The 12,038-nt window shown below is 50.3% G+C and carries 14 protein-coding genes and 1 tRNA gene; 3 read left to right on the forward strand and 12 right to left on the reverse strand.

The window, feature by feature from the left end; all coding sequences use genetic code 11:
- Positions 1-59: 59 nt before the first annotated feature.
- From cyoE to Kalk_RS16985, 4 genes are read right to left on the reverse strand one after another with little or no spacing between them, the layout of a single operon-like run.
- Complete coding sequence (gene cyoE, locus Kalk_RS16970) at positions 60-968, reverse strand: heme o synthase (RefSeq protein WP_101895385.1); 909 nt, start codon at positions 966-968, stop codon at positions 60-62.
- On the reverse strand, positions 965-1,996 hold the full coding sequence (locus tag Kalk_RS16975; protein ID WP_233716683.1) for a COX15/CtaA family protein: 1,032 nt from the start codon (positions 1,994-1,996) through the stop codon (positions 965-967). The genes cyoE and Kalk_RS16975 overlap by 4 nt, the downstream gene beginning before the upstream one ends.
- Positions 1,997-2,001: 5 nt before the next feature.
- Positions 2,002-2,643, reverse strand: a complete 642-nt coding sequence (locus Kalk_RS16980) for an SCO family protein (RefSeq protein ID WP_101895386.1) — start codon at positions 2,641-2,643, stop codon at positions 2,002-2,004.
- 15 nt (positions 2,644-2,658) lie between these two features.
- Positions 2,659-3,417, reverse strand: coding sequence for an SURF1 family protein (locus Kalk_RS16985; protein ID WP_101895387.1), 759 nt, complete (start codon positions 3,415-3,417; stop codon positions 2,659-2,661).
- A 39-nt stretch (positions 3,418-3,456) separates the two neighbouring features.
- On the opposite strand from Kalk_RS16985, the gene Kalk_RS16990 reads away from it, so the two are divergent.
- Positions 3,457-3,669, forward strand: a complete 213-nt coding sequence (locus Kalk_RS16990; RefSeq protein WP_158643551.1) for a twin transmembrane helix small protein — start codon at positions 3,457-3,459, stop codon at positions 3,667-3,669.
- A gap of 27 nt (positions 3,670-3,696) precedes the next feature.
- Here the strand turns inward: Kalk_RS16990 and Kalk_RS16995 are convergent, their stop codons facing one another.
- The 4 genes from Kalk_RS16995 to coxB are packed head-to-tail and all read right to left on the reverse strand — an operon-like array spanning position 3,697 to position 8,027.
- Positions 3,697-4,590: a cytochrome c oxidase subunit 3 gene (locus Kalk_RS16995; protein WP_101895389.1), complete on the reverse strand. Its 894-nt coding sequence runs from the start codon at positions 4,588-4,590 to the stop codon at positions 3,697-3,699.
- Between the two features lie 27 nt (positions 4,591-4,617).
- Entirely contained in the window at positions 4,618-5,193 is a 576-nt protein-coding gene (locus tag Kalk_RS17000) for a cytochrome c oxidase assembly protein (RefSeq protein WP_101895390.1), read from the reverse strand.
- Between the two features lie 20 nt (positions 5,194-5,213).
- The gene (ctaD, locus tag Kalk_RS17005) at positions 5,214-6,788 is read right to left on the reverse strand and encodes a cytochrome c oxidase subunit I (protein WP_101895391.1); all 1,575 of its coding nucleotides are present in this window, start codon (positions 6,786-6,788) and stop codon (positions 5,214-5,216) included.
- 18 nt (positions 6,789-6,806) lie between these two features.
- A complete protein-coding gene (coxB, locus tag Kalk_RS17010; protein WP_101895392.1) occupies positions 6,807-8,027 on the reverse strand; it encodes a cytochrome c oxidase subunit II in 1,221 nt (406 codons plus the stop codon).
- Between the two features lie 621 nt (positions 8,028-8,648).
- On the opposite strand from coxB, the gene Kalk_RS17015 reads away from it, so the two are divergent.
- Both Kalk_RS17015 and Kalk_RS17020 read left to right on the forward strand, forming a co-directional pair.
- The gene (locus Kalk_RS17015) at positions 8,649-8,996 is read left to right on the forward strand and encodes a DUF1820 family protein (protein ID WP_101895393.1); all 348 of its coding nucleotides are present in this window, start codon (positions 8,649-8,651) and stop codon (positions 8,994-8,996) included.
- 178 nt (positions 8,997-9,174) lie between these two features.
- Entirely contained in the window at positions 9,175-9,414 is a 240-nt protein-coding gene (locus Kalk_RS17020; protein ID WP_101895394.1) for a hypothetical protein, read from the forward strand.
- Positions 9,415-9,502: 88 nt separating this feature from the next.
- Here Kalk_RS17020 and Kalk_RS17025 read toward each other — a convergent pair.
- The 4 genes from Kalk_RS17025 to Kalk_RS17040 form a co-directional block, all read right to left on the reverse strand.
- Positions 9,503-9,579, reverse strand: a tRNA-Met gene (locus Kalk_RS17025).
- Between the two features lie 59 nt (positions 9,580-9,638).
- Entirely contained in the window at positions 9,639-10,730 is a 1,092-nt protein-coding gene (gene ychF / locus Kalk_RS17030; RefSeq protein ID WP_101895395.1) for a redox-regulated ATPase YchF, read from the reverse strand.
- Between the two features lie 26 nt (positions 10,731-10,756).
- Positions 10,757-11,350, reverse strand: coding sequence for an aminoacyl-tRNA hydrolase (gene pth, locus Kalk_RS17035; protein WP_101895396.1), 594 nt, complete (start codon positions 11,348-11,350; stop codon positions 10,757-10,759).
- 18 nt (positions 11,351-11,368) lie between these two features.
- Complete coding sequence (locus Kalk_RS17040) at positions 11,369-12,001, reverse strand: 50S ribosomal protein L25/general stress protein Ctc (protein ID WP_101895397.1); 633 nt, start codon at positions 11,999-12,001, stop codon at positions 11,369-11,371.
- Positions 12,002-12,038 lie beyond the last annotated feature (37 nt).

Genomic DNA, 12,038 nt, shown 5'->3' on the forward strand with positions numbered 1-12,038 from the left:
TACGGAGGATTAAGGATATTCGGGGCTCCTGAAACCAACAGGGGCCCCAATGCGTGGAATTAGCTGATCAAAGTAATTAGGAAATAATGATCAACCAACAGAGCAATAAATAGGCACATCAAGTACACAATCGAGTAACCGAATGTTTTCATGGCTATTCCGTTGGAGGGCGCAAATTTCAGCTTCACGGCGTAATACAGGAAGATACCGTTCAGAATCAACGCAGCAGCCAGGTAGATCAACCCACTCATACCGGTGAGATAGGGCAATAATGTGGTCAATGCCAGAAGTACGGTGTAGTGGAGGACGGATGTTTTGGTGTACTCAATGCCGTGGGTTACCGGCAGCATGGGAATGCCGGCTTTGGCGTAGTCATCACGGCGATGAATAGCCAGCGCCCAGAAGTGTGGCGGTGTCCACACAAACACGATCAAAACCAACAGCAGGCTGTGCGGGTCTACGCTATTGGTGACAGCAGTCCAGCCGAGCAGGGGCGGAATAGCACCTGCGAGCCCTCCAATTACAATATTCTGAGGCGTAGCACGCTTCAGGTACATGGTGTAGATAAAGGCATAGCCCACGATACCGAATAGGGTCAGGAACGCCGTTAGTGTATTGATAAAAAAGGAAAGAATAAACATGGAGGCAATGGACAAGATCGCTGCAAAAGCGATAGCCCTGTAAGAGCTGATCTTTCCTTTGGCGATAGGGCGGTTCTCTGTTCGTGCCATGATGCTGTCAATGCGCTGATCCACCACATGGTTGACTGCAGCGGCGGCCCCCATGGCGAAGGCCATACCCAGCGACCCCAGAATCAGCACGTCGAGGGGCACCATGCCTGGCGTCGCCATAAACATGCCAACAATGGCTGTGAGCATCAATAGCATCACCACCCGTGGCTTGGTCAGTTCCAGATAATCACGCCAACTTACGGATTCACTGTATTGGTTGCTAATGACTCTGCTCATTGCGTTGTCCTCCCTGAACGATACAGGTTAAGGTTGAGAAAAATTAATGACATCATCAGGATCGCGGCCACTCCGTTGTGGGCCACCGCCACCATGAGGGGTAGGCCGAGTGCCACGTTGCTGATTCCAAGGCCTATTTGGGCAAACAGAATCACTAGGCCGACTGCCGCCGTCTTTTTAACAATGGCGGACATCTGTTGTTGCATCATTAGCCAGACAAATAGCGCTCCAAGATACAGTGAGGTGATAATGGCACCCACTCTGTGCGCAACGTGAATGGTGATTTTCGCGTCTGCACCCAGGTGGGTAGCAAACTCATAATCTTCCACTCCATGCCCCCAAAACTTGAAGGCATCCTCGAAATTCACATGCTGCTGCCAGCCAGGCTGACAGATGGGTAAATCACTGCATATAGTGGCCGCATAATTGGCGGCAGTCCAGCCGCCGAGGGCGATCTGCAGCGCGAGTATCGCGACACCTGCTAACCCAAAACGGAGAGCCGCTCGCTCGTGAGGAAGGGGTGAGGGGCTTGGCTGCTTTGAACCCGCTGCGGGCCAGTGCAACCTGCTGGCTAATAAAAACAACAGGCATAGGGTGGTAAAGCCACCCAATAAATGGGCCATCACAACGGTGGGAAATAGCCCAAGCGTTACAGTCCACATTCCCAACAGCCCCTGAAATATCACCAGAGCTGCCAACGCCGCGGGTAATTTAATGGGTATGCCGGGATCAAAGCGCCGGGCCTTGATGCTTAAAAAAAGTATGATCAGGATTACCAGGCCCAAGGTGGAGGCGAAATATCGGTGGATCATCTCTGGCCAGGCTTTATGGGCTTCCAGAGGTCGTTCCGGATAGGCGTTGTTGGCGTTATTGATGGCATCCGTTGATTGTGGGATCACCAAATGCCCATAGCATCCTGGCCAATCAGGACACCCCAACCCAGCATCCTTCAGCCGAGTATAAGCACCCAGCGCCACGACAGCACAGGCCAACAGAACGGCGAGGATGGATAGTCTTTTCAACAACATCATTGTTACCCGATTTTTGAAAGCTTGAGCACTTTTTGCAGATCTTTCAGTAGGTCTCTGCCTTTCAGTATCGATTGCTGTTCGTCTGCATAGGTTGGGTAATACATGAAAACAGCTCCCATGGTGTCCACCAGATAAATGTACCCAGCTTGATCAGCTTTCAGGGCGTTGTTATCTGTCTCAGCAAACCAGTTTTGCAACTCGGCAGTATTCGTAAATGCCACGGTAAGATTCGGGAATTCTTTTTTTATAAAATCTTTATAGTCTGCATCCAATTCATGGGCGCTGATAAGCATAGTGGCCACACGGCTCTGATCCGGCCCCAATGCCAAGTGTATCTGCCGCATCTGATACAGGCTGTTGTTGCAGGATTGATCGCAGCTTTCCGGTACCACGTAAACCATCCACCAGGTTTTTTTCAGGGCGGATGGGTCAAGGAGGGTGGCGTGTTCATCGCTTAGCGACAGCGATTCAAAGGCCACAGGCGGCATAACCAGCTGGCCCTTATTGCTGGTGCCAACAGATTGGTACAGCCCGGTTTTATGCAGCACCAATGCAGCCAAAAAAGGGATAACGAATACAGAAAGTGCAATGAGAAGTGTCTTACGGTTGCGGTTGGTAATGTTGCTTTGCGTACTGGTATCCATGTTGAATAACTACTTTTATTTTTGTTTTCTGTGTGTGTTAACGACCAGATAAATTCCCAGTAACGCAATGGCCAGTGAGAACCATTGTACGGCGTAGCCATAGTGTTTCTCAGGACCCATAAAATGGCTGTGCCATTCTCGTACAAATTGTGAGGTCTCATCCGGTGCGAGGCGTAACACAAAAGGGTGTAGTTGATAATCAAACAGCTGGCTTGATTTTTCAAGGTCTATTTTCTGAATTAGAAAAGGCCAGCTGACATCGCTGTAGATATCTTCTTTCAGCACAAAAAAATCAGGGTTGGGTGTGTGCGCATTCCCCTGCAGGGTGATTTCGCCACTCTCCTTTGGTATTAGCGGCGCCACGGAGCGATCAGGCCCTTGCGCGATCCAGCCACGGTTTACCAGTAAGACTTTTCCATCAGTCAGAAATGCACTCAGTACTTCATAGCCGGGTTGGCCGCGGTGGGTTCTGTTATCCAGCAATAAATTGAATTCATTTAGGTATTGGCCCGTGGCGTGGATAGGAAAGTCGGTCATATCAGCGGACATTTCCATATCGGTTAGTGTCGCGATATCCCTGCTGGCTTGTTGGTTTCGAGTTTCAAGTCGCTCTACCATCGTGTTCTTCGCTTCAGCGCGACGTAGTTGCCAAAGCCCCAGGTTTACCAGCAAACTCAGCATCAGTATGGTTGCCACCGTAGGTATAATACCTGGTGCAAACCGGAATGGGCCCAAAGTGATGCCTGATCGGGTTTGTGATACTGATTTGCTCATTGTTATACTGCGCTCACTACTGGCTCAATGGAAATCGCTATGTTGATGAAGGTTGCGGTAATCGCTGTTCTTTTCGTTATTGTTTTCAGTTTGTTCGGTGCCTTGCGATCGTTGGTGCGGAATCAAGAGGGGGACAAGCAGCGAACCGTTAAACTGCTGGCTTATCGAGTCGGCTTTTCGGCTTTGTTGCTGATTTTGCTCGGAATTGCATTCGCCATGGGTTGGATACAACCCCATGGCTTAACAGGCTGAGCCAAGGCGGCTCAGCCTGTTAAGGGATTACAGCCAGTACACGCTGACGAACAGGAACAACCATACAACGTCTACAAAGTGCCAATACCAAGCCGCAGCTTCAAAAGCAAAATGATTGTCGCTGGTAAGATTCCCTTTTAATGCACGTAGGAACATGATGGTCAGCATGGTTGCACCAATGGTAACGTGCATGCCATGGAATCCTGTCAGCATAAAGAACGTTGAACCGTAGATTCCTGCATCCAGCGTCAGCCCCATTTCTGTGTAGGCGTGCATGTACTCTTCAACCTGAAAGAACAGAAAAGCGAAGCCCAGTACAAGAGTCAGGAATAGATTGATCAGTAGCTTATTGCGCTGACCTGCAACCAAGGCGTGATGCGCGATGGTCAGGGTAATACTACTGGTGACCAGTAAAACCGTGTTCAGGAAAGGCAGGCCCCATGCTGGCATGGCTTCAGTGGTGCTGCCATCCGGCGTTACCGTCAAAGGCCACATGGCCTGAAAATTGGGCCACAGTAGCTCATGGGTCATCGCTTCTTCACCAGCACCGCCCAGCCAGGGCACTGCCAGAATCCGAACGTAGAATAATGCCCCGAAGAAAGCCCCGAAGAACATGACCTCCGAGAAGATAAACCACAACATCCCCATACGATAGGATCGGTCCATCTGAGCGCTGTTCATATTGGCCAGACTTTCTTTGATGGTGTCGCGGAACCAGACAAACATCATCGTTACAATACCAAACAGCCCTAAGGACAGAATGTAACCCCCAGAGGACCCTTCATTGTTCACCAAGCCAGAACCGGAGTTTTGCTGGATGAAACTTGCAGCTCCGAAAGCCACCAAAAATAAAGCAACGGCGGTAATGAAAGGCCAGGGGCTTTGTTCTGGCACATAATAATGTGTAGTTTTTTCAGCCATTGTTGATCTCCTTAAGCGATCAATATCTTAATAGTTGGCAGCGAGTCCAGATGCCTTGTTTGTTGATTTCGTAATGTCGTAAAGCCGATAGGAAAGCGTAATGGTGCGCACGCTTTTCGGTATCTCTGGATCAACATAAAAAATCAACGGCATGTCCATTTCTGCGCCGCCATTCAATTCCTGATTGTTAAAACAAAAACATTCTGTCTTTTTGAAATAGGGAGTCGCTTGCGCCGGTGCCACCGAAGGAATGGCTTGGCCAACGATTAAGCGAGAGGTCGGGTTGCGAACATGGAAATCCACTTTATGGATCTCCCCAGGGTGTACCTTCATGCTGAAGGTGTTGGGCTTGAAATCCCAAGACATATCAGGATCTGTATCGGCCAGAAACTGAACGGTAATACTGCGTTCCTGATCAACTACTGCTTCGCTGGCGTCAGCGGCTTCACCTGAGGTTTTTCCATTAAGCCCTGTAATGTCGCAAATGGCGTCATACATGGGTGGCAGCACGCCAACAGCGAACACAAACATACCCACAACGATCAGTGACAATCGTTTGATCAGTTTGCGGTTCGCTTGCTTTATATCGTGCTGCTCACTCATGTTCAGCTATCCCTTGTTTACTATTTCACGACAGGCGGTGTAGTGAAGCTGTGATAGGGCGCGGGTGAAGGTAGAGTCCACTCCAGGCCCTCTGCACCTTCCCAGACCTGATCGCTGACGGCTTCACCTTTTTTGCGGAAGCAGATATCAATCAATATCCACAACAGGATCAGTTGGCTGACCCCGAATCCGAACCCACCAATACTGATCCACCAGTTGAAGTCGGCAAACTGGAGTGAGTAATCAGAGTAGCGTCTGGGCATGCCTGCCAGACCCACGAAGTGCATGGGGAAGAACAGCAGATTCACAAATATCAGTGAGCACCAGAAGTGAAGCTTGGCCAGGCCGATGTTGTACATGCGCCCGGTCCACTTCGGCAGCCAGTAGTAAACGCCGGCAATGATGGAGAATACAGCGCCAGACACCAGTACGTAATGGAAATGCGCCACCACAAAGTAGGTGTCATGATATTGCTGATCCACCGGTGTAATGGCCAGCATCAGCCCGGAGAAGCCACCGATCGTAAACAGAATCACAAAGGCAATGGCGAACAGCATGGGCACTTCAAAGGTCATAGAGCCTTTCCACATCGTAGCCACCCAGTTGAAGACTTTAACCCCGGTAGGCACTGCGATCAGCATCGTCATATACATGTAGAACAGATTGCCAGCCAGTGGCAGACCTACTGTAAACATATGGTGAGCCCAGACCACGAATGACAAAAATGCGATGGATGCTGTTGCGTAGACCATTGAGGCATAACCGAACAATGGTTTGCGGGCAAAGGTGGGGATGATTGCGGACACGATACCAAATGCCGGCAAGATCATGATGTACACCTCTGGGTGCCCGAAGAACCAGAACACGTGCTGGAACAGTACCGGATCACCGCCGCCAGCGGCATCGAAGAAACTGGTGCCGAAGTGTCGGTCAGTCAGCATCATGGTGACAGCGCCAGCCAGTACAGGCATAACGGCAATCAGCAGGAACGCAGTGATTAGCCAGGTCCAGACGAACAATGGCATTTTCATCAGAGTCATGCCGGGAGCGCGCAGGTTGAAGATGGTTACAATCACATTCACTGCACCCATGATGGAAGAAATACCCATCATATGCACTGAGAAAATGAAGAAGTCAGTTGAGGCCGGGCCATATTTGGTGGACAGCGGTGCATAGAACGTCCAGCCAAAATTGGGTGCATCGGAAATCCCCAGGAACGACTGAATAATTGCAATGATCAACAATGAAAATGCAAACGGCAGAATCCAAAAGCTCCAGTTATTGAGTCGCGGTAACGCCATGTCTGGCGCACCAATCATCATGGGAACCATGAGGTTGGCCAAACCGACAAAGCCTGGCATAACCGCACCAAACACCATGATTAGCCCGTGGGTTGTGGTCATCTGATTAAAAAAGTTTGGATCAACCAGCTGCAAGCCAGGATACATCAGCTCTGCGCGGATAATCATGGCCAGTGCGCCACCGGTTAAAAACATGATAAAGCTGAACCACAGATACATTGCACCAATATCTTTGTGATTGGTTGCGTACAGCCAGCGTTTAATGCCCTTCATCGGGCCGTGATGTTCACCCATTTCTAAATCCCCCTATCCTTATTTCGCAACGTCGCGTGGTTGTACAACATCAATGCCGTCTGACGGGGTGTTGCCCCAGGCGTTGCGCTCATAGGTAACAATGGCTGCAATTTCTTTCGGACTCAGCATCGAGCCGAAAGCTGGCATGGCGTTTTTACCGTTATTGACAATATCTATGTGGTCAGCAACGGCACCCAAGGCAACCTTGCTGCCTGCCAATGCCGGAAAGGTGGGAGGTAAACCCTGGCCATTGGCCTGGTGACAGGCCGAGCAGCGGGCCACGTAGTGCTTTTCGCCTTCTGCCATAAGCTCTTCTTTACTGAAGGTTTTATCCAGGCTGTTGGCCGCAGCCAGTGCTTCAGCCTTTTGGGCTTCACGGGCGTCGACCATCCATTTTTCAAAGTCTTCCACAGAGCGTGCTTCCACTACTACTGGCATGAAGGCGTGATCCTTTCCGCACAGTTCAGCGCATTGGCCGCGATATATACCCTCTTTGCCTTCCGGTACCAGTGTCCATAGCTCGTTGATGAAACCGGGGATGGCGTCTTTTTTAATGGCAAAATCAGGTACCCACCAAGAGTGAATAACGTCATCAGAGGTGATCAGGAAGCGAACTTTGCGGCCGGTAGGTATGATCAGTGGCTTGTCTACATCCCTTTTGTACAGCTCATCCCTTTCCGGATAGATGCCGTCTTCCCGATAGCTGTCTTTTGCTGTGTTTTTAGGAAACAGGCCAGAAGCCAGTACTGGGCGGATGATTTCTTCGGAAGGGGTTGAAAGTATGCTGTAGTAATCCAGATCCAGGCCGCCTTGGCCTTCCCAATCCAGATACTCGTAATGCCATTTCCATTGCGATCCGGTTATCTTCACCGTCAGTGCCGAATCATCGGTATCACTCATGGCGATTAACACTTTCGTGGCCGGGATTGCCATTAGAATGAGTATGACAAAGGGCAGCACGGTCCAGGCGATTTCCACTGAAGTGCTTTCGTGGAATTGGGATGCCTCATGCCCTTTGGATTTTCGGTGCATGATCATTGAATAGAACATGGCCCCAAAAACCACTACCCCAATGGCGACACACCACCACAACATGGTGCGGTGCATATCAAAAACTTGCTGGCTGACTTCGGTTACCCCCGGGGTCATGTCCAGTTGCCATTCTGCAAACACCGAAGTGCTGGTTACAGTGGCTAGAGCAAGGCCGATAGATGAACATCGCTTTGCAAATGACTGCATTGTTTACTCCCTGATTCTTATTGTAAGTCAGTCCACTTTCGAGGGTTGGTCGCCAGTGGGCGTAACTTTCTTGGTTTTGTAAACCACGACAATACCGGTCGATGTAACGACAGTATCAGCGTTGCTGGAGTAATCGAAAACAGGGAGAGATGGATAACAGAAATCCGCCCCCTACAATCATCCAGGGAGGACAGTTCAAAGTTGCGTTCAGCCAATGCAATTACTGTTGCATCAGTCTCACACCTGCCAATAAAAGAAACATTGGCGACATCAATGCGAAAGTTGATTTCGGTCACTAACGGACCGGTGGGCGTCACTATAATTCTAAGCCTAGTGACGAGCGATGATAGACACGGTGTTGGTGTTTTGAGCTATCGTCGCCGTCAGTAATTGTGTTTGTTCTGGCAATCCTCTCGAATGCCGAAACCAGGCTGACTCAGAAAATTCCCCCAGTGTAGAGTTTCTTCTGCGCCCCTCTGCTTTTGCCCACGTAAACTCTAAGTTCTCTCCTTTCGGATGTCCAGTCATCATTGAAAAAAAGGTATACTTGTCCTGACTTTAACTGAAATCCTGTGTATACAGTCTGAATCGATTTGTGATGGCTGTTTAAGAGACATAAGCATGAACGCTGAACCAATTTACCGAGTGGTATTTCTTAATCAAAATGAGATCTATGAGATATACGTCAAGAATGTGTATCAAAGTGATCTTTACGGTTTTCTTGAGATAGAGGGGTTCCTGTTTGGTGAGCGTCGGCAGATGGTGGTGGATCCTTCCGAAGAGCGCCTAAAAGCGCAATTTCAGGATGTGGCCCGAACCTATATTCCCATGCATTCGGTTATTCGCGTCGATGAGGTTGAGAAGCAGGGCGTGGGTAAGATTACCGAAGTAAAGGGCGGCAATGTCACTCAGTTTCCCAGCTTTCCCTATGGGCCTGGAAGTGGGGGCGGTGGAAACAAGGCTGGTTGAAACATAATCAATACAGTGTAAAACTTCACCAAAAGCTCCGTTCGTCGTTAAAATAGACACGCTGGCTAGGAAGCGGGTTGCCTAGTTATGGAATAATTTCGTAAATAGGCTATATCTTGCGTGTTGCTTCGCCTTTTGGATAGAGGTGCGGCTAACTATATTAGGAATGGACATCTCTATGAAGAAAGTAAAGCGAAGCAGTCCGATCAGCTCGCGCTATAGCCTGGATAAGCTGGAAAGTATGGTGCTTCGGGATATTTCTCGCCTGGAAGAGCAGTTGGCTCGAGTAGAGGGCGATTCCGGCAACAGCACTCGGTTGTCAACCGCGCGCACTTATCGGGATATGATCGTTGATCGTAAGAAGTTGCTTGCCCAGATTCAGGAGCAGTCGAATGAGTTCCTTGGCGAAGCTATCTGAGCGGAGCGCCTGATTCGATATTATCCCGAGCATAAAATATTACAGACATAAAAAAACCGCCGTTGGCGGTTTTTTTATGTCTGTAATATGGTGGCTATGCCCTGATTTGAACAGGGGACCCCATCATTATGAGTGATGTGCTCTAACCAGCTGAGCTACATAGCCTTTTCGAGGGCGCAAATTCTCGCAATTACGTTCGAATAAGTCAAGAAAAAGTGGCTGAATTAGACGTTGAAACGGAAGTGTACGACGTCGCCATCTTTGACGATGTAGTCCTTGCCTTCCAGTCGCCATTTGCCAGCTTCTTTGGCGCCTTGTTCTCCGTTGTTTTTAACAAAATCTTCATAGGCTACGACTTCGGCCCGGATGAAACCTTTCTCAAAATCGGTATGGATCACGCCGGCAGCCTGGGGAGCGGTTGCACCCACCTTGACGGTCCAGGCGCGCACTTCTTTTGCACCCGCGGTGAAGTAGGTTTGCAGGCCCAGCAGCTGATAGCCAGCACGAATGACCCGGTCTAGCCCCGGTTCTTCCATGCCCAGATCTGCCAGAAAGTCTGCTTTGTCTTCGTCGTCCAGCTCGATGATTTCTTCTTCGATTTTGGCGCAAATCGGAACCACTTGAGCGTTCTCGGATTTTGCCAGTTCAGTCACTTTATCCAGCAGTGGGTTGTTCTCAAAGCCGCCTTCTGCCACGTTGGCAATATACATAGTGGGTTTGATGGTAAGCAAATTCAGGGAGCGTATCTGCTTGAATTCATCATCGCTCAATTGTGCGGAGCGAGCGGGGAGGCCTTCATTAAGCAGTGGCAGTACCTTTTCCAATGCTTTCTGCCGAGCCAGCGCATCTTTGTCGCCACCCTTAGCCAGTTTGGCTGCCCTGAGCATGGCTTTTTCCACGCTATCGAGGTCAGCGAGGGCCAGCTCGGTGTTGATGATCTCGATGTCTGCGAGAGGGTCGATTTTACCCGCAACGTGGATGATGTTGCCGTCTTCAAAGCAGCGCACCACGTGAGCTATGGCGTCGGTTTCGCGGATGTTGGCCAAAAACTGATTACCCAGGCCTTCACCTTTGGAGGCCCCTTCCACCAAACCGGCGATATCCACAAACTCCATGGTGGTGGGAACTGTGCGCTCCGGGTTGACGATCTCTGCCAGTTTGTCTTGGCGAGGATCAGGCACAGGAACAACGCCGGTATTGGGTTCGATGGTGCAGAACGGAAAGTTCTGGGCTTCGATCCCGGCTTTGGTGAGCGCGTTGAACAGGGTTGATTTGCCGACGTTAGGCAAACCGACAATACCGCACTTGATTCCCATAGGAAGATTCCACTCTCTGGTTTTGGTTAGGTCGACGCCGAAAAGCTGTGCAGGCGGTTCATGGCTTTGTTGGCCTGTCCTCCCAGCAGATCTGGAACGATGCGCAAGGCTTCGTCGATGGCGTCGTCGATATATTGTTGTTCTTTGAGCGGGGCTTTGCCCAGCACAAACCCGCTTACTTGATCGGCACTGCCAGGGTGGCCGATACCGATGCGCAGGCGGGAGAAATTCTTGTTGTTACCCAGTTTGCTAATGATGTCACGTAGCCCGTTGTGTCCACCGTGACCGCCACCTTGTTTGAGTTTGGCCACGCCTGGAGGCAGGTCCAGCTCATCGTGGGCAACCAGTATACGTTCAGGTGGGATTTTGAAAAAGTTGGCAAAGGGCGCAACGGCTTGGCCGCTGACATTCATGAAGGTGGTGGGTATCAGGAGTCGGACATCATGGCCGCCGATGCTGGCGCGTCCGCTGAGTGCGTTGTATTTGGTGTCGTTAGAAAGGCTGACATTAAATTGTCTAGCCAGCCTTTCTACGAACCAGGCGCCAGCGTTGTGTCGGGTTTGTTCATATTGTTGGCCTGGATTCCCCAAGCCAACGATGAGATCTATACCGTCTTTCAACTGCTGGGCCCCTGAAGGTTATTCGGCGTCGGCCGCGCCTTCTTCACTTTCTTCATCGGCAGAAGCGCCGCGAGGTGTGTTAACAGAAACCACAGGCAGATCGTGATCTTCACCCAACTGCAGTGCTTTCAATTCAACGCCGCCAGGCAGGCTCAGATCGCTCAGGTGAATGACGGTGCCTACGTCCACTGCGGCCATATCCACTTCGATGTATTCTGGTAGATCTTTGGCCAGACACACGACTTCTACTTCAGACATCTGGTGAGCGATGACGCCACCGTGCTGCTTAACGCCTGCACACTTATCTTCATTGATGAAGTGCAGAGGTACGTTCATTTGCAGTTTGTGGGTGGTGTCTACACGCAGGAAATCAGCGTGAGTCGGGTGTGACTTGGATGGGTGGCGTTGCAGATCCTTCAGAACCACTTGCTCGGCGGTGCCGTCAATTTCCAGAGTCAGAATGTGCGAATAGAACGCTTCGTTCTCTAGAGCTTTGACCATATCCTTGGATTGGATCGAGATCTGTTGTGCTGGCTTGTCAGCACCGTAAACGATACCGGGTATTTTGTTTTCGAGACGACGTAGGCGGCGGCTCGCACCTTTCCCCGAGTCGGCTCGGCTTGTTGCGCTGATGGTAAAATCACCTGACATGGGTGTTCTCCTGTTGAAAGCCTTTCGGGTTTTGCGA

Source organism: Ketobacter alkanivorans, from assembly GCF_002863865.1.
Taxonomy (GTDB): domain Bacteria; phylum Pseudomonadota; class Gammaproteobacteria; order Pseudomonadales; family Ketobacteraceae; genus Ketobacter; species Ketobacter alkanivorans.

Bases quoted from the DNA above. Each gene is read 5' to 3' on its own strand.
- cyoE (WP_101895385.1), bottom strand. From the start codon at position 968: ATGAGCAGAGTCATTAGCAACCAATACAGTGAATCCGTAAGTTGGCGT.
- Kalk_RS16975 (WP_233716683.1), bottom strand. From the start codon at position 1,996: ATGTTGTTGAAAAGACTATCCATCCTCGCCGTTCTGTTGGCCTGTGCT.
- Kalk_RS16980 (WP_101895386.1), bottom strand. From the start codon at position 2,643: ATGGATACCAGTACGCAAAGCAACATTACCAACCGCAACCGTAAGACA.
- Kalk_RS16985 (WP_101895387.1), bottom strand. From the start codon at position 3,417: ATGAGCAAATCAGTATCACAAACCCGATCAGGCATCACTTTGGGCCCA.
- Kalk_RS16990 (WP_158643551.1), top strand. From the start codon at position 3,457: ATGTTGATGAAGGTTGCGGTAATCGCTGTTCTTTTCGTTATTGTTTTC.
- Kalk_RS16995 (WP_101895389.1), bottom strand. From the start codon at position 4,590: ATGGCTGAAAAAACTACACATTATTATGTGCCAGAACAAAGCCCCTGG.
- Kalk_RS17000 (WP_101895390.1), bottom strand. From the start codon at position 5,193: ATGAGTGAGCAGCACGATATAAAGCAAGCGAACCGCAAACTGATCAAA.
- ctaD (WP_101895391.1), bottom strand. From the start codon at position 6,788: ATGGGTGAACATCACGGCCCGATGAAGGGCATTAAACGCTGGCTGTAC.
- coxB (WP_101895392.1), bottom strand. From the start codon at position 8,027: ATGCAGTCATTTGCAAAGCGATGTTCATCTATCGGCCTTGCTCTAGCC.
- Kalk_RS17015 (WP_101895393.1), top strand. From the start codon at position 8,649: ATGAACGCTGAACCAATTTACCGAGTGGTATTTCTTAATCAAAATGAG.
- Kalk_RS17020 (WP_101895394.1), top strand. From the start codon at position 9,175: ATGAAGAAAGTAAAGCGAAGCAGTCCGATCAGCTCGCGCTATAGCCTG.
- ychF (WP_101895395.1), bottom strand. From the start codon at position 10,730: ATGGGAATCAAGTGCGGTATTGTCGGTTTGCCTAACGTCGGCAAATCA.
- Kalk_RS17040 (WP_101895397.1), bottom strand. From the start codon at position 12,001: ATGTCAGGTGATTTTACCATCAGCGCAACAAGCCGAGCCGACTCGGGG.